At 63.4% G+C, this 18,043-nt stretch carries 16 protein-coding genes; 4 read left to right on the top strand and 12 right to left on the bottom strand.

From position 1 onward, the window contains the following. Positions 1 to 4 precede the first annotated feature (4 nt). The 5 genes from P0D80_RS19365 to P0D80_RS19345 all read right to left on the bottom strand — a co-directional run bounded on the left by P0D80_RS19365 (position 5) and on the right by P0D80_RS19345 (position 4,119). On the bottom strand, positions 5 to 781 hold the full coding sequence (locus tag P0D80_RS19365; RefSeq protein ID WP_408178437.1) for a response regulator: 777 nt from the start codon (positions 779 to 781) through the stop codon (positions 5 to 7). Between the two features lie 330 nt (positions 782 to 1,111). After that, positions 1,112 to 1,303 (bottom strand): hypothetical protein, encoded by a 192-nt coding sequence (locus P0D80_RS19360; RefSeq protein WP_408286065.1) that lies wholly within the window; start codon positions 1,301 to 1,303, stop codon positions 1,112 to 1,114. After that, positions 1,278 to 2,282, bottom strand: a complete 1,005-nt coding sequence (gene cydB / locus P0D80_RS19355) for a cytochrome d ubiquinol oxidase subunit II (protein WP_408286063.1) — start codon at positions 2,280 to 2,282, stop codon at positions 1,278 to 1,280. The genes P0D80_RS19360 and cydB overlap by 26 nt, the downstream gene beginning before the upstream one ends. A 41-nt stretch (positions 2,283 to 2,323) precedes the next feature. After that, positions 2,324 to 3,736: a cytochrome ubiquinol oxidase subunit I gene (locus P0D80_RS19350; RefSeq protein WP_408286062.1), complete on the bottom strand. Its 1,413-nt coding sequence runs from the start codon at positions 3,734 to 3,736 to the stop codon at positions 2,324 to 2,326. Between the two features lie 188 nt (positions 3,737 to 3,924). Next, positions 3,925 to 4,119: a hypothetical protein gene (locus P0D80_RS19345; protein WP_408286060.1), complete on the bottom strand. Its 195-nt coding sequence runs from the start codon at positions 4,117 to 4,119 to the stop codon at positions 3,925 to 3,927. Between the two features lie 376 nt (positions 4,120 to 4,495). Here P0D80_RS19345 and P0D80_RS19340 point away from each other — a divergent pair, with 376 nt between their 5' ends. Then, positions 4,496 to 5,317: an alpha/beta fold hydrolase gene (locus P0D80_RS19340; protein WP_408286058.1), complete on the top strand. Its 822-nt coding sequence runs from the start codon at positions 4,496 to 4,498 to the stop codon at positions 5,315 to 5,317. A 124-nt stretch (positions 5,318 to 5,441) separates the two neighbouring features. Here the strand turns inward: P0D80_RS19340 and P0D80_RS19335 are convergent, their stop codons facing one another. Continuing rightward, positions 5,442 to 5,984: a DUF2867 domain-containing protein gene (locus P0D80_RS19335; RefSeq protein WP_408286057.1), complete on the bottom strand. Its 543-nt coding sequence runs from the start codon at positions 5,982 to 5,984 to the stop codon at positions 5,442 to 5,444. Positions 5,985 to 6,377: 393 nt separating this feature from the next. Between P0D80_RS19335 and P0D80_RS19330 the strand changes: the two genes are divergently transcribed. Further along, positions 6,378 to 7,214, top strand: coding sequence for an NAD-dependent epimerase/dehydratase family protein (locus tag P0D80_RS19330; RefSeq protein ID WP_408286055.1), 837 nt, complete (start codon positions 6,378 to 6,380; stop codon positions 7,212 to 7,214). Between the two features lie 29 nt (positions 7,215 to 7,243). After that, positions 7,244 to 8,536 carry an MFS transporter gene (locus P0D80_RS19325; RefSeq protein WP_408178430.1) on the top strand — a complete coding sequence of 431 codons (1,293 nt, stop codon included), beginning with the start codon at positions 7,244 to 7,246 and terminating at the stop codon, positions 8,534 to 8,536. 163 nt (positions 8,537 to 8,699) lie between these two features. On the opposite strand, the gene P0D80_RS19320 is transcribed toward P0D80_RS19325, so the two are convergent. The 3 genes from P0D80_RS19320 to garL form a co-directional block, all read right to left on the bottom strand. Then, positions 8,700 to 10,706, bottom strand: coding sequence for a glycoside hydrolase family 28 protein (locus P0D80_RS19320; protein ID WP_408286136.1), 2,007 nt, complete (start codon positions 10,704 to 10,706; stop codon positions 8,700 to 8,702). A 250-nt stretch (positions 10,707 to 10,956) separates the two neighbouring features. Beyond that, positions 10,957 to 11,850, bottom strand: a complete 894-nt coding sequence (locus P0D80_RS19315) for a 2-hydroxy-3-oxopropionate reductase (RefSeq protein ID WP_408178429.1) — start codon at positions 11,848 to 11,850, stop codon at positions 10,957 to 10,959. 31 nt (positions 11,851 to 11,881) lie between these two features. Continuing rightward, positions 11,882 to 12,682, bottom strand: coding sequence for a 2-dehydro-3-deoxyglucarate aldolase (gene garL, locus P0D80_RS19310; RefSeq protein ID WP_408286053.1), 801 nt, complete (start codon positions 12,680 to 12,682; stop codon positions 11,882 to 11,884). A gap of 222 nt (positions 12,683 to 12,904) precedes the next feature. Between garL and P0D80_RS19305 the strand changes: the two genes are divergently transcribed. Further along, on the top strand, positions 12,905 to 14,488 hold the full coding sequence (locus tag P0D80_RS19305; RefSeq protein WP_408286051.1) for an aldehyde dehydrogenase (NADP(+)): 1,584 nt from the start codon (positions 12,905 to 12,907) through the stop codon (positions 14,486 to 14,488). Positions 14,489 to 14,586: 98 nt separating this feature from the next. On the opposite strand, the gene P0D80_RS19300 is transcribed toward P0D80_RS19305, so the two are convergent. From P0D80_RS19300 to kdgD, 3 genes are all read right to left on the bottom strand, one after another. Next, positions 14,587 to 15,330: a FadR/GntR family transcriptional regulator gene (locus tag P0D80_RS19300; protein WP_132382844.1), complete on the bottom strand. Its 744-nt coding sequence runs from the start codon at positions 15,328 to 15,330 to the stop codon at positions 14,587 to 14,589. 201 nt (positions 15,331 to 15,531) lie between these two features. After that, the gene (locus tag P0D80_RS19295) at positions 15,532 to 16,944 is read right to left on the bottom strand and encodes an MFS transporter (protein ID WP_408286050.1); all 1,413 of its coding nucleotides are present in this window, start codon (positions 16,942 to 16,944) and stop codon (positions 15,532 to 15,534) included. A gap of 148 nt (positions 16,945 to 17,092) precedes the next feature. Beyond that, positions 17,093 to 18,010, bottom strand: coding sequence for a 5-dehydro-4-deoxyglucarate dehydratase (gene kdgD, locus P0D80_RS19290; protein WP_132382848.1), 918 nt, complete (start codon positions 18,008 to 18,010; stop codon positions 17,093 to 17,095). Positions 18,011 to 18,043: the final 33 nt, after the last annotated feature.

The following is an 18,043-nucleotide window of genomic DNA, read 5'->3' as shown; positions in this document are numbered from 1 at the left end:
CGTGCTACAGGGTTTTCCCGGCTTCCAGCCAGCCGTTGATTACGGCGATCGCCGTCGACCGGTTATGCACGCCGAGCGCCCGGAAGATCACCGACAGATGCACCTTCACCGTGCCTTCGGCAACGCCCAGGTCGCGCGCAATCATCTTGTTGGTCCAGCCACGATGCACGAGCCGCATGATGTCTTGCTGACGCGGCGACAGATTCTCCAGCAGATGCTGCTGGTGCGGCTGCAGTGCCTGGATCTGCGTGAGCGGTTCCGTGAGCGTGGCGCCGCCCTGGCTTGGCGCGTGCGCGCCGACCGGAGCCGCATGTTGCTGCGACGGATCAGCGAGCGCTTCGGCACGAGCGGGCATGGGCGCGGCCTGCGCATCGCGCGAACCCAGCAGGCTGAGCGCTTCCATTGGCACATAAGCGCCGCCGGAAAGCACCAGTTCGATCGCTTTGAGCATGACGCTGGCGGGCTGGCGCTTCGGCACGAAGCCGAGCGCGCCGGCGGCCAGCACCGCGCGCATTTCGTCGGGCGATTCTTCGGCGGAGAGGACGACAAGCGGCAGCGCGGGGTTCGCCTTCAACAGCACTTCGAGCGACGAAGCGCCGCTCATGCCCGGCATATGCAGATCGACGATGGCAAGATCGTGATCGGCGTCGGGACGCGCGAGCAGGGCAAGCGTCTCCCAGTTGTCGGCTTCGTCGAACTGGGCGTCGGGATCGAGGCCGCGCAGCATGCCTTTGACGCCTTGACGAATCAGTTCATGGTCGTCGGCTACAAGAAACTTCATGATGTCTCCGCGAGTCGGGCCTGCCCGATGTGGGCTACCGCCGTTATAGGGTCTCGTTTTACTTCTAGCCTCGTGAATCGCATCATTGCCGCCCACCCCGCGATCATATGCCTGATCGGTGGCGCGGCGCACCTTCCGGCGAACCGCTTGTGTGACCGTTTATTTGTTAAATCGCCGTCTGCTCCGATGCACCGCATGATGTCCAAGGCAGGTCTCTCGCGCATAGTTTACGGCTTGCTTGGTAGACGAGCCGAACGGTCCTTTTTTAAAGGCGTCCCCGCAGGATTCCGAAGGTTATGCGCGCCGGATCGAAGCGCGCTGAAGCAGTCTCTATTTGACTGCAAATAACGTCGCATTCATCAGAAGCTTGAATGCGAATCCGAGCGACATCGCCGAGCCCACGCCGAAGCACCACAGCGCGATGAACCAGAGCCAGCCCGGCACTTTGCGCGCCGGCGCGCTCGATGCGCCGAGCGTTGCGTCCGGGTTGGTCTGCTTAGTGATAGTGATGTTGGTCGCCATGACGCACCTTGCCGCGAAATACCCAATAACCCATCGTCGTGTAGGCGATGATGATCGGCAGAATCACCGCTGCGCCGGCCAGCGTGAACATCTGGCTCGAGCGCGGCGCGGCCGCTTCCCAGAGCGTCATGCTCGACGGAATCGCATACGGCCACAAGCTCACCAGCAAGCCCGCGTAGCCGAGCAGCACCAGCAGCAGCGCGAGCGCGAACGGCGTGTTGTGATGCCGCTCACGCACCGCGCGATGCATGAAGAACGCCGCGACCGCCACGAGGAAGGGCACCGGCAGCAGACGGTAGAAGAGGCCGTCGTGGAACCAGCGCTGCGCGATATTCGGATCCTGCAGCGGCGTCCACAGGCTGACCATCGCGACGAAGCCGAGCAGCACGATCGTCAGCGGCCAGACTACGCGATGCAGGCGGCGTTGCAGATCGCCTTCGGTCTTCGCCACCAGCCAGCAGCAGCCGAGCAGCGCATAAGTGACCACGAGTCCGAGGCCCGTGAGCAGGCTGAACGGCGTGAGCCAGCCGAAGGCGTGGCCGGCATACGCGCCGTCGATCACGGGGATGCCTTGCAGGAATGCACCCAGCGCGATGCCCTGAAAGAACGTCGCGCCCGCCGAACCGCCGATGAACGCGAGGTCCCACAGATGCTTCGTGCGATTGGCCTTGGCGCGAATCTCGAACGACACGCCGCGAAAGATCAGACACACGAGCATGAAGATCAGCGGCAGATACAGCGCGGACAGTACGGTCGAGTAGACCGCGGGGAACACTGCGAAGAGCCCTGCGCCGCCGAGCACCAGCCAGGTTTCGTTGCCGTCCCACACCGGCGCGACGGTGTTCATCATCAGGTCGCGTTCCTTCTCATCGGGGAAGAACGGGAAGACGATGCCGATGCCCAGATCGAAGCCGTCCAGCACCACATACATGAAAAGGCCCAGCGCGATGATCGCGGCCCACACTACGGTTACGTCCATGTTCTTTCTCTATCGCAAGTAGCTGGCGAAGAAGGTTGGATTCAGGCGGCGTCGATCATGTGATCGGCGGCGGAAAGCGGGCGGCGCGCGGTCTGGTTCGGCAGGCGCTCCGGCGCTTCGTGCGGCGTGTGTCCAGGCAGCGCCGGACCCGCGCGCATCAGCTTGAGCATGTAGTAGACGCCGGTGCCGAACACGAGGAAATACACGACCACGAAGGTCATCAGCGAGATGCCGACCTGCTGCGTGCTGAGCGGCGACACGGCCTGCGAAGTGCGCATCACGCCGTACACGACCCACGGCTGACGACCCGCTTCAGTCGTGACCCACCCGGCCAGCAGCGTGATGAAACCCGTCGGCCCCATCGCCACGGCGACGCGCTGGAACCACTTCGATTCGAACAGGCGTCCACGGCGGCGCAGCATCCACGCGGCCACCGACATCAGGATCATCAGCACGCCGAGGCCGGCCATGATGCGAAAGCTCCAGAACACCACCGTCGAGTTCGGCCGGTCTTGCGGCGGAAATTCCTTGAGACCGCGAATTTCGCCGTCCCAGCTATGCGTGAGGATCAGGCTGCCCAGGTGCGGAATCGACACGGCGTAGCGCGTGGTTTCCGCCTGCATGTCGGGAATGCCGAACAGGTTCAGCGCGGTGCCGCCTTTTTCGGTGTCCCACAGACCCTCGATCGCCGCGATCTTGGCGGGCTGATATTCGCGCGTGTTCAAACCATGCTGATCGCCGACGAACGCCTGGACCGGCGTGAGGATCAAGAGGAGCCAGAGCGCCATCGAGAACATCTTCTTGACGGCCGGATCGCGCCGTCCGCGCAGCAGATGCCACGCGCCCACCGCCGACACCACCAGCGCCGCGACGATGAACGCCGCGAGCGCCATATGCGCGAGCCGGTATGGGAACGACGGATTGAACACGATCTTGAACCAGTCGAGCGGCACGACGCGGCCGTTCACGACTTCGAAGCCTTGCGGCGTTTGCATCCAGCTATTGGAAGCGAGAATCCAGAAGGTCGAAATCAGCGTGCCGATCGCCACCATCAGCGTGGCGCCGAAGTGCGCGCGCGGACTGACGCGCTGCCAGCCGAAAAGCATGATGCCGAGGAAGCCCGCTTCGAGGAAGAACGCGGTCATCACTTCGTACATCAACAGAGGGCCGGTGACGGGGCCGGCGAAACTGGAGAAGCCCGACCAGTTGGTGCCGAACTGATAGCTCATCACCACGCCGGAAACCACGCCCATGCCGAAGGCCACTGCGAAGATCTTCGACCAGAACAGGCAAAGGTCTTTGTAGTACGCCTTGCGGGTTTTCAGCCAGCGCCATTCGAGCACGGCGATGAAGCTGGCGAGGCCGATGCTGAGCGCCGGAAAAACGATGTGGAACGAGACGGTGAACGCAAACTGGATGCGGGCGAGATCGAAGGCCGAGAGAGCGGAGTTCATGAGCGTGAAGTGCGTGATGGCCGCGAGGGCGGACTACGCGCGTCGACCGTTGTCGGTGCGCACTGCACTGGGCAGATGGCGCAAGAGTAGGGGATGAGGAAATTCTTTGCTGCGACGCGACGTGCGTCAAAAAACCACGTTGTTTTGCGGCGTTTTTTTATTTTGAGACGGCAAGTCGTTGATGGATATCAAGTTTTCCTGATCGCCTTGGTGGGCGCGCCGGGCACGGTTTCGGTGCGCCGACGGCGCGACTGCGGCAATCGACCGCGCTGCAGCATTGTCGCGCGGGCGGATTCGAACGCCTTTGAGCCGGGCTCGGCATCGGTCTGGAGCAAGTTAAGGCCGCCGCCCGCAGATTCGATCCACAAGGCGATGTTCTGCAATTGGGATCGGCTTGTCATCAACCGACAATCACTCCGTCGGAACGGACTTTCCATGCGCCCGGCGGCTAGCCAACGGGCTCGATTGCCCATACCATGCAGGCAGCCAAACGGCAGCATTTTTCAAATGAGCGCATGCTACTCACGCATGCACGCCGTATAGCCAGTCCAGTATTTTTTCCCGTTATTCGCTTCGAATAGTCATCGCCGACGCACCGGCTGAATCGCCTGGGCGCGTCGCGAATCCGTCATCAACGTGTGGTGCGAGGCATGCCGTGCCTCGAATGGGCGTCGTGTCGCGTGCCACGCGAATGGTTCAAGAGAACACGCTTCATCCACCTGCCGGCGACGGCAGACTTCAACTAACAGGAGTCAGCAGATGAGCACGATCAAGATGAAAGACGGTACGACCATTTTCTATAAGGACTGGGGCAAGGGTCGCCCGGTCGTCTTCTCGCACGGTTGGCCGTTGAGCGCGGACGCCTGGGACGCGCAGATGATGTTCCTCGGCAACAAAGGCTTTCGCGTGATCGCCCATGACCGGCGCGGGCATGGCCGATCGGAGCAGACGTGGGACGGCAATGACATGGACACCTACGCCGACGATCTCGCCGCGCTGATCGAGCAACTCGATCTGAAGGACGCCACGCTCGTCGGCCATTCGACGGGCGGCGGGGAAGCCGCGCATTACATCGGCCGGCATGGCACGCAACGCGTCGCGAAGGCCGTGCTGATCGGCGCGGTGCCACCGTTGATGCTGAAGACGGAGAGCAATCCGAACGGCACGCCGATCGACGTGTTCGACGGCATCCGCAAAGGCGTGGAAGACGACCGCTCGCAGTTCTTCAAGGATCTGGCGCTGCCGTTTTACGGCTACAACCGTCCGGGCGCGAAGGTGTCGCAAGGCGTGATCGATTCGTTCTGGGTCCAGGGCATGGCTGGCTCGATCAAGGGACTGTATGACTGCATCAAGCAGTTCTCCGAAGTCGACTACACGGAAGACCTGAAGAAGATCGACGTGCCGACGCTAGTGCTGCACGGCGACGACGACCAGATCGTGCCGATCGATGCGGCCGGCCGTCTGACCGCGAAGATCGTGAAGAACGCCACGCTCAAGGTCTATCCGGGCGGCCAGCACGGCATGTGCACCGTCGAGGCCGCCAAGGTGAACGGCGATCTGCTGGAGTTCATCGGGTCGTAATGCGGTGACGTGTTGATGCGTCGATGTCGCGAGTGCGGTGGGCTGCGGGTAAGCAAGCACGCCCAGTTGCACTTGAACCCGAACCGCGGGCCGTGATCGTTCACGCGCCCGCGTGTCGAACCGCTCAGGCGGTCGGCCAGCCGATGCGCGCCGCTCGCCGCAATGACGAGCGCACCACCATCCGGTGGAACGGCGCGATCGCGAGAATATAGAAACGGCCGAGTCGATTGTGGCAATGCACGACGGTGGACAGGATCAGATAGCGCGAGCGTCCTTCCTGCGTGCCGCGAGTTTGCTGCAGCACTGAAACCCGGAAGTCGAGATGACGGTCGTTTTCGCCGAGGATGATCTCGTGCGCGCTACGCGTGTAGATCCTGAAGATGTCGAGGCGCTCCCTTGCGGCGGCGGGATCCTTGATGCTGCGTAACTGCGCCGCGGTCTTCAGGCCGAAACGGGCGACGATCGCATCGCGCAATCCCATCAACCTCGCGACCCATCCCGCCTGATGCGCGAACACAAAGCGCGCCAGCAACTCCGGATCGTCGATGGCGTTCTCGGGCAGGCGGACCGCATAGGCGTCGGCCAGGTCCGGCGCGTCGTACAAACGCGCGACGCTCGATTCAGCCGGAAGGGCAACGGACTGCACGGAACAGTGGGCAGTGAGCATGGTGGCGTGCGGCGCTAAAAATCAATCGAAGAGGGGCGCTGCGCCGGGCCATGGCGGCAGTCCGGCTTGCGCGTGAGCGCATCAAGTCTACGCGCTTGTGTGCGTCTGCGCGGAGCCGGCCGACGAGGTCCTTCCCATCCCGGACTCTGGAGCAAAAACGCGTTTCTAGTTATACGATGTCACATAAATAGTGTCCGCCTATTCGCTTGTTTATTAAGAGAAATCTGGCGGGCAGCTCATTGAGATAAGGGTAAGTGCCTAATTGAAATACGGTCTGGTATCGTCGATAGTACGTTATCGTACAACTATCGCTGAATCGGCAGACGCTGCCGGCATGACAGAAGCGACGGCTGTACCCAAGTTCGATCGCGCGCGGCGCAGGAAAGGAACCTTATGAAGAAGATTGCTCTGAGTGGAGCCGGTGGCCAGCTTGGCTCGGTGGTACGCGCTGCGTTGATCGCACGCGGCACGCCGTTGCGTTCGGCCGCGGGCTCGAAGGCCCTCGTGCCGCTCGTGGAAGGCGAGGACGTGATGCACGGCGATCTGCGCGACCCCGCGATTGTGGATCGTCTGCTGGAAGGCGTGGACGTCCTGATCCATTTCGCGGGTACGAGCGTGGAGCGTCCGCTGCCCGAGATCATCGAAAACAATCTGCGCGGGCTGGTCGAAGTGTACGAAGGCGCGCGCCGGCAAGGCGTGAAGCGCATCGTGTTCGCGAGCTCCAATCATGCGATCGGCATGTATCCGGTCACCGAGCATCTCAGCCTCGACTGCGAACTGCGCCCGGACGGCTTCTACGGCCTGAGCAAGGTGTGGGGCGAAGCGCTCGCCAGAATGTACTGGGACAAGCACGGCATCGAGAGCGTTTGCGTGCGCATCGGCAGTTGCCTCGAGCGGCCGACCGAGCCCCGGCACCTGAGCACCTGGTTCGGTCATCGCGATCTGCTGCATTTCCTCGACCGCTGTGTCGAAGCGGAGAACGTGGGCTTCCTGACCATCTGGGGCGTGTCGGCCAACACACGCAGCTGGTGGGACAACAGCGGCGCCGAACGTCTGGGCTATCAGCCGACGCAGGATGCCGAGGTCTACGCCGAGGAAATCCTCGCGCGGCCGAATCCGCTCGACGCGCTCGGCCAGCGCTTCCAGGGCGGCAGCTTTGTGGGTATCGATTATTCGCGCGATGACGCCGCTCCGGACGGCTCGGCCGCTTCCACTACGCGGCCTGTTTGAGCCGTTCAGGATTACGAGGAGACGCAGCAATGAAAATCAAGGGCATCCGCTGGTGGATGGTCAGTCTGGTCGCGGCCGGGCTCATTATCAATTACCTCGCGCGCAATACGCTGTCAGTCGCGGCGCCGACGTTGATGAAGGACCTCCACATCACCACGGAGCAGTATTCGCACGTGGTCGTGGCGTGGCAGCTTTGCTATGCATTCATGCAGCCGGTCGCCGGCTACCTGCTCGACACTGTCGGCACCAAGATCGGCTTTGCGGCGTTCGCGCTGGCATGGTCGCTGGCTTGCGCGGCGGCGGCGTGGTCGACGGGCTGGCGCAGCCTCGCGTTCTTCCGCGGCCTGCTCGGCATTGCCGAGGCGGCCGGCATTCCGGCCGGCGTCAAGGCGACGAGCGAGTGGTTCCCCGCCAAGGAGCGTTCGGTGGCGATCGGCTGGTTCAACATCGGCTCGTCGATCGGCGCGTTGCTGGCGCCGCCGCTGGTGGTGTGGGCGTTGTTGCGCGGCGAGTGGCAGTTGGCCTTCGTGATCGTCGGCGTGGCTGGGATTATCTGGAGCGTGCTGTGGATGGTGCTCTACAAGCACCCGCGCAACCAGAAGCTGTTGAGCGACGCTGAACGCGACTACATTCTCAGCGGCCAGGAAGCGAAGCACAGCGACGCCGGCGCCGCCAAGCGCAGCTGGCTCGCCATGCTCGGCAGCCGCGATTTCTGGGCGATCGGCATTCCGCGCATGCTCTCCGAGCCGGCCTGGCAGACCTTCAACGCGTGGATTCCGCTGTACATGATGACCGAGCGTCACATGAACCTGAAGGAAGTCGCGCTGTATGCATGGATGCCGTTTCTGGCCGCCGACATCGGCTGCGTGCTGGGCGGCTATCTCAGTCCGCTGTTTCACAAGTACGCGAAGGTGTCGCTCTTCACGTCGCGCAAGATGGTGTTCGTGGTCGGCGCGCTGTTCATGATCGGACCGGCCTGTGTCGGCTTGGTGGCGAGTCCTTATGTGGCGGTGGCGCTGCTGTGCGTCGGCGGTTTTGCGCATCAGACCTTGTCGGGTGCGCTGTACGCGATTACGTCCGATATGTTCGGCAAGAACGAAGTCGCTACCGCGACCGGCATGGGCGGTATGGCAGGCTACCTGGGCGCGGCTGCGTTCACGGCGCTGTTCGGCGTGCTGGTCACGCAGATCGGCTACAGCCCGTTGTTCGTGGTGCTGGCGGTGTTCGACATCATCGCGGCCGCCGTGGTGTGTCTGCTGGCGAAGAGCGCCGACAAGACGCCCGAGCCGCGCTGGACACCGGCGAGCGCGGTGGTCAAGTGAGTCAGGCCAGGTCGCGATGAATTCCGGACGCCGATCAGTCGAGCCGGAAATGAAAATGGCGGCGCTTTCGGGCGCCGCCATTTTTGCTTTGTTCCCTGCGTTTCTTGAATCTCCACGGCTGAACGAAGCTCGCGCTTCGCCCAGCCGTTCAACCGCTAACTGCTTAACGCTTATCGACGACCGTCGTGTTGTAAGTCGTCGCGCCGATCACCACATTGTTCAACGTAATGCCGTTGACGTTGTACGCGTAGATCGGTCCAGGTGTAGTCGCGCTCGCTGGCCCGGCCGAGACTGCCGTGCCCAGATTGCAGTTCGAGATCGTCACGCCGCTGATCGGCGGAATGGTCGGCGTCGGGGCCGCGCCGTTGTAGTCGAACGCGACGGGCCCTTGAGCGACGATCGCCTGAAAGCACGAGCCGGTCACGCCGTTAAGCGTCACGTTGCTCGCCGTCACGTTCGAAATGTTCACGTTCTGCACGACCGCCGGACGGATTCGAATGGCGTCGTTCGCCGGTTGATAGTCGCAGTCGAACGTGATCAGGCCGCCCTGCGCCGCCGACGGATTGGCTGCGCTCGCCGTCACGACGCCGAGCGGCACCGTGGCGTTGATCGGGCTGCCGCTCAGCAACGCGCTGCCGTAACCCCCGCCTTTCAGGGCGACGCCGTTGGGCAGCGTGACGGTATCGACGTAGAAGTTCTTCACGAAGCCGCCGCGATTCATATTCGTCTTGATGCGAATCGCGATGTTCAGCGGATTGGTCGCCCAGTTCTGATTCAGCATCTGCAGATTGCGCGCATAGATGTTCTGCACGCCGCCGCCCATTTCGCTGCCGAGCGTGATGCCGCCGTGACCGCTGTTCATGATGCAGTTCTGGATCACGTGATTCTGCGCGGGACCGTATTGCGTATCCAGATCCTTGCCCGACTTGATCGCGATGCAATCGTCGCCGGTGTTGAACGTGACGCTGTCGCACAGCACGTTGTTACATGCGTCCGGATCGAAGCCGTCGTTATTCGGGCCGATGCTGTTGGTCGTCACGCCGCGAATCACGACGTTCTTGCAATCGGTCGGATGATGCTGCCAGAACGGCGTGTTGTTGGTGCTGTAGTTCTCCATCAACACATTCGTGCAGCCGATGAACTCGACCATGCACGGACGCAGATAGTGGCCGACACCGAAGACGCGCTGCGCAATCGGCACACCGGCTTCGGAGAGAGCGGGCAGGTAGTTCTGGTCTTCCTGCCACGGTGTCGTGGGACTGGTCAGTTGCGCATAGAGCGCATCGGAAATGCCGGGTGCGGCGGTTTTCAGATCGACGTTCTTCGGATTCAGGTACGCCTGCGAAGGCGTCGATGAATTTACGCAGCCGTATGCGCCATTCGATCCCTTGAAAGTCCACCAGCACGTGGCGGTGTTGCCGCTGCCGGCGAACGGTGTCATGGCTTGGCCGTTGAGCACCGAGGTCGCGTCTTCGCCGGTCAGCGCGATGTTGGTCTGGTTGCGCGCGTAGACCGGCGAGCCGTAGTTCAGGCAGTCGTTCGCCTGCCAGCGGCTATAGAACAGATTGCCATTGGCGCCGCAGGCGACCGGGCCGTCCTTCGCGTAGTCGGCGGGGTTCGGGCTGAAATAGATCGTGCAATTCGCGCTGAGGTGAAAGTTCACGTTGCTCAGCAGGACGATCGGGCCAGCGCAGTACCACGTGCCGGCCGGCACGACCACGCGTCCGCCGCCTGCGGCATTGCAGGCCTGGATGGCGGCGAGAAACGCGGGGCGCGAGTCGAACGAGGCAGCGGCGTTGGTCAGGTTGGAACCGGGACTCGCGACCGACGCCGAGCCCGTGTACGGATTAGCCGCGGCAACGACGGCGCACGGTGTGGCGCCGTATTGCGTGACCAGGAAGTCGCGTGTGGGAAACATCGACTGGGTGATGCCTTGCAAGGAAGCGATGATCTGCGTCGCGGCGCCCGAGGTGCCCCAGATCGGATCCTGTACCACGGGCGGCGTGGATGGGCCGCCGTTGACAGAGCCGCCGCAGGCGGACAAGCCGCCTAGCAGCGTCGCGCCGGCTGACGTACCCGCCAGCACGATAAAGGCGCGGCGAGCGGGCGAATTCGGTTCAGCCTGGCCGGGCGTTTTCGATGTTGCCCGCTTGCCGTTGGTTTTATCTATGGTTGCCACGGATGTCTCCTTGCCCTTTGCGGGCGTTGTCAATAATCGTTGCCACTTTGGGGAATGCAGCTCGTCGAACCTGTTTTCTTAACGTAAGGTATCCTTAATGTTTGTAAAAAAAACTTTAGCGGTGGAAGTGACACGACTTCCGTCAACTCGCTGCGAAGCCGGCGAACGCACGTATGCGCCGCTCCGTCCTGCCTATCTGCATAGGGCAAGCGGAGCGGCGCATTTAAAAGCGGCGTGCGGCTTAAGCGGTTTTCTGGCCAATCTCGTGATCGGCGAGGAATTCGAGCGCGCGCACCATCGCCGAGTGGTCCCACGCCTTGCCGCCGTGCGCGACGCAGGCGTTGAACAGCGCCTGGCAGGTGGCCGTATTCGGCAGGGAGACGCCGAGCGATTGCGCGGTGGAGAGCGCGAGGTTCAGATCCTTCTGGTGCAACTCGATGCGGAAGCCCGGATCGAAGGTGCGTTTGGTCATGCGTTCGCCGTGCACTTCGAGAATGCGCGAGGACGCGAACCCGCCCATCAGCGCTTCCCGCACGCGCGCCGGATCGACGCCGGCCTTGGAGGCGAGCAGCAGCGCCTCGCCGACTGCCTCGATCGTCGCGGCGACGATCACCTGGTTGGCCACCTTGCACACCTGGCCGGCGCCGACGCCACCGATCAGCGTGACGTTCTTGCCCATCATGTCGAACAGCGGCTTGACGGCATCGAAGGTCGCGGTTTCGCCGCCCACCATGATGGTCAGCGAGCCGGCCTTGGCGCCGACTTCGCCGCCGGAGACCGGCGCATCCAGATAGTCCGCGCCGGTCTCGCGCACGCGGGCCGCGAACTCGCGGGTGGCCATCGGCGAAATCGAGCTCATGTCGACGACGGTTTGTCCCGCGCGCAACGATCCGGCGAGACCTTGTTCGCCGAACAGCACGCGCTCGACGTCGGGCGTATCCGGCACCATGATGAAAATCACGTCGGCCTGCGCGGCCACGGCAGCGGGGCTGTCGCACGCGACAGCGCCCGCCTGGATGAGATCGTCGGGCACGCCGCTGCGTGTGAACGCTGCCAGCGCGACGCCGTTCTTGAGAAGGTTGGCGGCCATGGGCTTGCCCATGATGCCGAGTCCGATAAAGCCTGCTTTTTGCATGGAATGCTCCGAAGATGTCATGGCGGCCGGGTTATTGCTGGCCCGCCTGTTTCTGCATGAAGTGTTTTTGAACCGTCTGCGCGGCCGCTTTCAGCAGCCCCATATCCGCGCAGACCGCGACGACGCGGCAGCCCATGGAGATGTAGCGCTCGGCGTCGGCCTGCACCGGCGCGAGAATGCCGCTCGGCTTGCCCGCGGCTTGCGCGCGTTCGAACACGCGCGCGATCGCCGCCTGCACGTCGGGATGATTCGCATTGCCGAGATGGCCGTATGCGGCCGCGAGGTCGGACGGCCCGACGAACACGGCGTCGACGCCGTCAACGGCGAGAATTTCGTCGATCGCGTCGACGGCCTTGCGGCTTTCAATCTGCACGATGACGCAGACGTTGTCGTTGGCGACGTCGAAGTAGTCGGGCACCGTCGCGTAACGATTGCCGCGATGGCTCACCGAGACGCCGCGAATGCCCTGCGGCGGGTAACGCGTGGCGGCAACGGCGCGCGCCGCGTCGTCGGCGCTTTCCACGAACGGCACCAGGAAATTCGAGAAGCCGGTGTCGAGGAGCCGCTTGATGAACACGCTGTCGTTAGCGGGCGGCCGTACGACCGGCGCGCTGCCGCTGTCCTTGAGCGCCATCAACTGCGGGATCAGCGTAAGGACGTCGTTCGGCGCGTGCTCGGCGTCCAGCAGCATCCAGTCGAAGCCGATAATGCCGAGCAGTTCGGTGACGATCGGGCTGGCGAGCGACGCCCAGCAGCCGATCAGGGTTTCACCGCCGCACACTGCTCGGCGGAAACTGTTGGGTAAGGGCTGGTAAGGCGTGACGGCTGGCATCGGCTGTTTTCCTCGAACGGTAATGGATCGGGCAAGTTCCGACGACGGCTCAACACCAGTTATAGGTCGTCGTATGTCTTGATTGCAGATTAGCACCGGCCTCGCCGGTTGTAACGGTCACGTTAACCCGAATTCCTCGCCAGGCAAGCGTTTCAGGTTGCGCGCATACCTCGTAATGTTGTAGGATGACCTATATCTTAGGCCTTCACTCAAGGAAAGCAAATGTCTATTACCGGCGAAATGCTGATCGGCCGCCAAGCGGTGCGCGGCGAGGAAAAACCATTGCATGGGTTCAATCCTGCCACGGGATCCGATATCGCGGAGCCGGTTTTCGGTAGCGGCTCGGTGGCCGTCGTGGGGCAGGCGTGTGAGCTGGCGCAGCAAGCGTTCGATCCGTACCGGCAACTGCCGCTCACGGTGCGGGCCGAGTTTCTCGAGCGTATCGCCGACGGCATCACGGCGTTGGGCGACGCGCTGATCGAACGGGCGCACCAGGAATCGGGTCTGCCGAAGGCGCGTCTCGAAGGCGAACGCGGCCGCACCACGGGCCAGCTCAAGCTGTTCGCGCAAGTCGTGCGCGCCGGCCAGTGGCTCGCCGCCACGCTCGATTCGCCGCTGCCGGAGCGCAAGCCGCTGCCGCGCTCTGACCTGCGCATGCAAAAGATTCCGCTCGGCCCGGTCGCGGTGTTCGGCGCCAGCAATTTCCCGCTCGCGTTTTCGGTGGCGGGCGGCGACACGGCGGCAGCGCTCGCGGCCGGCTGCCCGGTCGTGGTGAAGGCGCACCGCGCGCATCTCGGCACGTCCGAGATGGTCGGCCGCGTGATCCAGCGCGTCGCGCAAGAGATGGACTTGCCTGAAGGCGTGTTCTCGATGATCGTCGGCGCGGGGAATTCCGTCGGCGAGGCGCTGGTTGCGCATCCCGCGATCAAGGCGGTTGGCTTCACCGGTTCGCGCGCGGGCGGCACGTCGCTGATGCGCGTCGCGGCGGCGCGTGCCGAGCCGATTCCGGTCTACGCGGAAATGAGCAGCATCAATCCCGTGTTCCTCCTGTCGAATGCGCTGGCTGCGCGCGGCGAGAGCATCGCGCGCGGTTTCGTCGATTCGCTGGTGCTTGGCGCCGGCCAGTTCTGTACCAATCCGGGTCTCGCAATTGCCGTCGACAGCGACGCGCTCAAGACTTTCGTCGCCACGGCGTCGGACGCGCTGAGCGGCAAGCCCGCGCAGACCATGCTGACGTCCGGCATCTGCGCTGCTTATGAAGAAGGCGAAGGCAAGCTGGCGGCGATCAAGGGCGTCGAGGCTGTAGCGCGCGGTGTCGATACAACCGGCCCGACGCAGGCGCGCGCGGCGTTGTTCGTGACCGACGCACAGACGTTCCTCGCCACGCCGGCACTGGAAGACGAGGTGTTCGGCCCGGCGTCGACCATCGTCCGTTGCAAGGACGAGCGGGAACTGCTCGCGGTCGCCGAGCACTTTGCCGGCCAGTTGACCGCCACGGTGCAGATGGACAGCGCCGACCTGGCAGCGGCGAAGAAGCTGGTGCCGATTCTCGAACGCAAGGCCGGCCGGATTCTGGTGAACGGTTTCCCGACGGGTGTCGAGGTGTCGCACGCGATGGTGCACGGCGGCCCGTTTCCGGCGACGTCCGATAGCCGCGCGACTTCGGTCGGCACGACGTCGATCGAGCGCTTCCTGCGTCCGGTGTGCTACCAGGATTTCCCGGCCGATCTGCTGCCGCAAGCGCTGACCGACGGCAACCCGCTGGACCTGTGGCGTCGTCGCGATGGCGAGATCACGCGCAGTTAAGTGGCGGGTAATCGAGTGAGATAAAAGAATGGCCGGGATATCCCGGCCATTTTTCTATTGCGTCCGCCTTAGCGAACCCGAATCAGAAGCGAGCCGAATCAGCTATTCGCCTCGGCGGCTTCGTTAGCGCGCCGCAGACGCTCGCGGCTGTTGGACAGATGCATGCGCATGGCCGCGCGCGCGCCTTCCGCGTCGTGCCGCGTGATTGCTTCGAGAATGCTTTCGTGCTCGAGGTTGACGAGCGACAGATACGCGTCCGGTTCCGCGCGCGCAATGCCCGCCGAATCGAGCCGGTTCCGCGGAATCAGCGCGCTGCCCATTTGCGTGAGGATGTCGACGAAATAGCGGTTGCCCGTGGCGCGCGCCACCGAGATATGAAACTGCAGATCGGCGTCGACGCTGTCCAGCCCGTTATGGCGCGTGGCTTCGATTGCGTCGAGCGCGCCGCGCATGCGCGCGAGGTCGTCCGGCTTGGCGCGCTGGGCCGCGAGACCCGCGCATTCCGTTTCGAGACTGATGCGCAGTTCCAGGATCGACAACACGTCGCGCAGGGTGGTGGCGGGCACCATGTCGATGCCCAGCTTTTCGCGCTGCGGCTCGAGCACGAAGCTGCCGATGCCGTGCCGCGTCTCGATGATCTTGCCCGCCTGCAAACGCGAAATCGCCTCGCGAATGACGGTGCGGCTCACGCTCAGCGTGACCATGAGTTGCGATTCGGTCGGCAGTTTGTCGCCGGGCTTCAGCGCGCCGGACGCGATTTGCTCGGTGACGTAGCTGACGACGAACTCGGCAAGATTACGAGCGCGTCGTGGCGGTGCCGCGGATGCCAGTGGTGTAGCCATCGAAAACGCCCCTTGAATCAGATAGTTGCAGACACTTCATGCGTTTCATTATACCGTCGTCTGACGACTGATTATAACCACGCCATATCATTTTGCGGGCCGGCGCCCGATACGGCGCCGGGTTCCCTTTGTAGCCTGCGTTTCACGCTGCGACGGCGCTCATTTCGCCGTCCGCAGAGAAGTACGATAACCGCCGCGCGATCAGCGCGGGCGCAACTCGACCCGCTTGATGTCTTTCACGATCACGAGATAGCTGAACACCGTGAGCAGGGCATTGATGCCCACGAACACCAGCGCGCCGTTGAACGAGCCGGTCTTCGCCACGAGATAGCCGATCACGATCGGCGTCACGATACCGGCGACGTTGCCGAACATATTGAAGATCGCGCCGGAGAGACCGAGCGCTTCTTTCGGCGACGTATCGGCGACGACAGCCCAGCCGAGCGCGCCGATGCCTTTGCCGAAGAACGCGAGCGACATGAGCGCGACGACGACCCAGTCGGTCGACACATAGTTGCAACCGATGATGCACACCGACAGCAGCATGCCGCCGACGATCGGCACCTTGCGCGCGATCGTGAGCGAATGGCCGCGACGGATCAGTCCGTCGGACAGGATGCCGCCGAGCACGCCGCCCGAGAATCCGCAAATCGCCGGCAGCGAAGCGACCAGACCTGCTTGCAGAATCGTCATGCCACGCGCCTGCACGAGGTAGATCGGAAACCACGTCAGGAAGAAGTAGGTCAGCACGTTGATGCAGTACTGCGCGAGATAGACACCGACCAGCATGCGGTTGCTGAGCAGTTGGCGAACCAGGGACCAGCCGCCGGTACTTTCGATCTTGTCGGCGGATCGGGCTTGCTTCTGCCCGCTGATCACGCCGCCGCCCTGTTCGATGTACTCCAACTCGGCGCGCGAAACACGCGGATGATCCGCGGGGTTCTTCATCACCTTCAGCCAGGTGAGCGCGAGCAGGAGCCCCATCACGCCCATCACGACATAGACCATGTGCCAGCCGAACGCGTGGGTAAGCCACGCCATCAACGGCGTGAACACGACCGCCGCGAAGTATTGCGCCGAATTGAAAATGGCCGACGCCGTGCCGCGTTCGTTGGTCGGGAACCAGCTCGCCACGACCTTCGCATTGGCCGGAAATGCCGGCGATTCGGCCGCGCCCATCGCAAAGCGCAGCACGAACAGCGCGGTGACGGCGGCCGCCGCGCTGCCCAGCAAGCCGATCGAGCTTTGCAGCAGCGTGAAGAGCGACCAGAAGAAAATGCTCGCCGCGTAGACGCGCCGTGCGCCGAAGCGGTCCAGCAGCCAGCCGGCCGGCAGTTGCGACAGCACGTAGGCCCAACTGAACGCGGAGAAGATGTAGCCCATGCGGATCGCGTCGAAGCCGAACTCGGCGCGCATGGCCGAGCCGGTCACCGACAGCGTGGCGCGGTCTGCATAGTTGAAGGTCGTGATCAGAAAGATCAGCAGCAGGATTCCGTAGCGGACTCGGGTGCGCTTTGCGACGTGGGCGGCACTGACGGTGCGGCTCATTTCCATGGTCATCTCCTGAATTTCTTTTGCGCGGGAGGAGTGGGCTCCCGAGGCGTCGTGGCGCAAAAAGCGGCTACGACGCTTCGTCGATACATTCGTGCGGCACAAAAACGCCCGGCGACGTTGCCGTCCCGGGCGCTCTTTGCGGTGCCGTCTACGCAGCCATCGTTCGCACGGCCGGCGGGTGTCAATTGCTACTAATAGGCCAGCCGGATTACTGCGGACCGAGCGTCTTGATGAGCGCGTCCAGCTTGCTCATTTCTTCTTCCGTCAGATCGGTCAGCGGCGCGCGGACCGGACCGGCGCTGTGGCCGACCAGCTTCGCGCCCGCCTTGACGATGCTGACCGCGTAGCCGGCGCGGCGGTTGCGGATCGCCAGATACGGCAGGAAGAATTCGTCGATCAGCTTGCCGACGGTCGCGTGGTCGTCCGCGGCGATGGCGCGATAGAAGTCCATCGCGGTCTTCGGAATGAAGTTGAACACTGCCGACGAATACACCGGCACCCCCAGCGCCTTGTACGCCGCGGCATAGACTTCCGCGGTCGGCAAGCCGCCGAGATAGGAGAAGCGGTCGCCGAGGCGGCGGCGGATCGACACCATGTTCTCGATCTCGCCCACGCCGTCCTTGAAGCCGATCAGGTTCGGGCAGCGCTCGGCCAGCCCTTCGAGCATATCGGCGTTAAGCTTGGAGTTCGCACGGTTATAGATGATCACGCCCATGTTCGGCACGGACTTGCAGACTTCTTCCGCGTGCGCGGCGATACCTTCCTGGCAGGCTTCCGTCAGGTAGTGCGGCATCAGCAGAATGCCGTTCGCGCCGTGGCGCTCGGCTTCCTGTGCGTAAGCGATCGCGACGCGCGTCGGGCCGCCCGCGCCGGCGAGAATCGGCACCTTGCCTTTGCAGACTTCGGCGGCCGTCTTCACGACGTTCGAATAGTCGTTGTGCGTGAGCGAGAAGAATTCGCCCGTGCCGCCGGCGACGAACAGCGCCGACGCGCCGTAAGGAGCGAGCCATTCGAGGCGCTCAGCATAGGTGTCGGCGCGGAAATCGCCTTGTTCGTCAAAGTCGGTAACGGGGAAGGACAGGAGGCCTTCGGAAACGATCTGCTTCAGTTCCTGCGGTGTCGTCATGATGAGTATCCAGAGCGTCGGAATGGTTCGCGG

This window comes from Paraburkholderia sp. RL17-373-BIF-A (genome assembly GCF_046030175.1).
GTDB lineage: Bacteria > Pseudomonadota > Gammaproteobacteria > Burkholderiales > Burkholderiaceae > Paraburkholderia.
This window is presented reverse-complemented; position numbering and strand designations above follow the sequence as displayed.

Excerpts from the sequence above, each read along its gene's own strand:
- P0D80_RS19365 (WP_408178437.1), bottom strand. The coding sequence starts at position 781 with ATGAAGTTTCTTGTAGCCGACGACCATGAACTGATTCGTCAAGGCGTC.
- P0D80_RS19360 (WP_408286065.1), bottom strand. The coding sequence starts at position 1,303 with ATGGCGACCAACATCACTATCACTAAGCAGACCAACCCGGACGCAACG.
- cydB (WP_408286063.1), bottom strand. The coding sequence starts at position 2,282 with ATGGACGTAACCGTAGTGTGGGCCGCGATCATCGCGCTGGGCCTTTTC.
- P0D80_RS19350 (WP_408286062.1), bottom strand. The coding sequence starts at position 3,736 with ATGAACTCCGCTCTCTCGGCCTTCGATCTCGCCCGCATCCAGTTTGCG.
- P0D80_RS19340 (WP_408286058.1), top strand. The coding sequence starts at position 4,496 with ATGAGCACGATCAAGATGAAAGACGGTACGACCATTTTCTATAAGGAC.
- P0D80_RS19335 (WP_408286057.1), bottom strand. The coding sequence starts at position 5,984 with ATGCTCACTGCCCACTGTTCCGTGCAGTCCGTTGCCCTTCCGGCTGAA.
- P0D80_RS19330 (WP_408286055.1), top strand. The coding sequence starts at position 6,378 with ATGAAGAAGATTGCTCTGAGTGGAGCCGGTGGCCAGCTTGGCTCGGTG.
- P0D80_RS19325 (WP_408178430.1), top strand. The coding sequence starts at position 7,244 with ATGAAAATCAAGGGCATCCGCTGGTGGATGGTCAGTCTGGTCGCGGCC.
- P0D80_RS19315 (WP_408178429.1), bottom strand. The coding sequence starts at position 11,850 with ATGCAAAAAGCAGGCTTTATCGGACTCGGCATCATGGGCAAGCCCATG.
- garL (WP_408286053.1), bottom strand. The coding sequence starts at position 12,682 with ATGCCAGCCGTCACGCCTTACCAGCCCTTACCCAACAGTTTCCGCCGA.
- P0D80_RS19305 (WP_408286051.1), top strand. The coding sequence starts at position 12,905 with ATGTCTATTACCGGCGAAATGCTGATCGGCCGCCAAGCGGTGCGCGGC.
- P0D80_RS19300 (WP_132382844.1), bottom strand. The coding sequence starts at position 15,330 with ATGGCTACACCACTGGCATCCGCGGCACCGCCACGACGCGCTCGTAAT.
- kdgD (WP_132382848.1), bottom strand. The coding sequence starts at position 18,010 with ATGACGACACCGCAGGAACTGAAGCAGATCGTTTCCGAAGGCCTCCTG.